General features: G+C 50.6%; 1 protein-coding gene. It reads right to left on the bottom strand.

The features are described 5' to 3' along the window. Positions 1 to 399: 399 nt before the first annotated feature. Complete coding sequence (locus FE781_RS17260) at positions 400 to 1695, bottom strand: IS110 family RNA-guided transposase (protein WP_019004814.1); 1296 nt, start codon at positions 1693 to 1695, stop codon at positions 400 to 402. Between the last annotated feature and the right edge of the window lie 111 nt (positions 1696 to 1806).

Raw genomic sequence — 1806 nt, forward strand, 5'->3', positions numbered from 1 at the left:
CTCCCACTATTATTTAATGTTTTCTCGCGTTTTCTCACTCGTTCTTAGATTTTCAACCATCGACCATCCTGAAAGATGGATAAGTCATGTAGCTATGACATAATTTTCTGGAGGAGCCGGAGGCGGGAATAGAGGTTGGGACGCTGTCCCCAATCTATGGATGAGTCGTATGACCGCACTCTGGATATCCACTCTATTCCCCCGACGGCTTACCCTCCCATGTCACGCTGGGTCTTAGCCCTTACATTCCTTCGTTCTGCCTCTCGAGGTGTGGACGCCGTTTCCTTGCTCCTTTACTGGGTCGTTGCCCTTATGGAAATAGATCCTACGGCTGCTCCGTGCTTCAATTGTCGTTGGTTTATTTCAAGTTCTGTGTGAGAAACGTGAAAATGGTTTGAATTAAGCTGCCATCTGTAACTGGGCCTGACGTACCGGCCCCAGAACATCGGATGGCTGGTACGGAATGCGTTTGGTGCCTAGCGTGTACAATACTCGGATTAATTTACCACAGAGCGCCACAATGGATTGCTTCTTTTTCAGCGGGTTGTGACTTCGCTTCGTGAAGTACTGGTGCAACGCCTTAAACTCGGCGTTCTTCGTCACCATCGGCATCACCGCTCGGAACAACAAAGCCCGAAGCCTGGATCTGCCACGCTTTGTAATCGTCGATTTGCCTTTCTTCTTGCCAGAGCTGTTTTCTTTTAGATTTAAGCCAGCGAGCCGAATAATCTGCTGGCCGTGGTCGTAACCACTAAGGTCCCCGACTTCAGCCAGGAAGCCGGCGAGCGTCACGATGGCAACACCAGGGATGGTCAGCATTTCTTTCGTTCCCGGAATTTGAGCTAACAAACGCTCCACTTCCATCATGATGTCCTCAAGCTGCTTGGCGAACATCTCGTATTGCTCCAGAAGAGTCTTCAGCTCGATTTTCGCTGCTGCCAGTCCTTGTTTAAGGCCGATGGAGGTTCTCGCCGTTTCAAGCAACTGCGACGCTCGTTTGGGACCGACGGCGCGCTTTACGTCTTCTTTCCAACGACGCACGATTGCGCCCACACCTAGCGCCACAATCTCGCTCGGAGTCGGGAATTCACTCAGCGTAATCAGCGAAGCCTTGCCCTCCCAGTCCTTAAACACCTGGCCATACTCCGGAAAGAAGCGGTCTAACCAATTCTGAATGCGGCGCTGGACTTGGCCGAAGTTAACCATGACCTTCTCCCGAAGATTCATCAGGATCCGAAGATCTGCGTAGACGTTCATCGGCAATTTAGGCTCGCTGTATTTCCCACCCCGCACCAGATCGGCGATAACCTTGGCGTCTTTGTAATCGTTCTTGGTCGGTGAGTTGTCCTCAAGCTCTTTGCTCTTGTTTACGTGATGCGGGTTAACAACGACGACTCTTACGCCTTCACGCTGCAGATATTCAGCCAGTGGAAACCAGTAGTGTCCGGTGGGCTCGATCCCCAAGACGATTTCCGTCTTGTGATGTCGCCGCTGAAGCTCCTTCATCCACGTTACAAGTTTCGTTAAGCCTTGATGATCATTGCCGAACACGCAGTCTTTACCGAGCTCGATTCCGCGGAAATCGACGGCTCTGGCGACATGTGTTTTCTTGGCAATGTCGGCCCCGACAACAAGAGTTGATTCGGTAATTTGTTGAATTCGTTGATTCTGTTTCCTGGCGTGTTTATACTTCATTGTAGAGTGCCTCCTGCGCTGGGATTTGTTCTTTGGTCGGAACGTTCCCCAGTATACAGAAGGTACTTTTTTCATTCAAACCTCGAATTCATTCATTACAGGAATGGCTCC

The sequence above is a fragment of the Paenibacillus thermoaerophilus genome, from assembly GCF_005938195.1.
Taxonomy (GTDB): domain Bacteria; phylum Bacillota; class Bacilli; order Paenibacillales; family Reconciliibacillaceae; genus Paenibacillus_W; species Paenibacillus_W thermoaerophilus.

What these genes read in the sequence shown, in the direction of transcription:
- FE781_RS17260 (WP_019004814.1), bottom strand. Translation starts at nt 1,695, where the DNA reads ATGAAGTATAAACACGCCAGGAAACAGAATCAACGAATTCAACAAATT.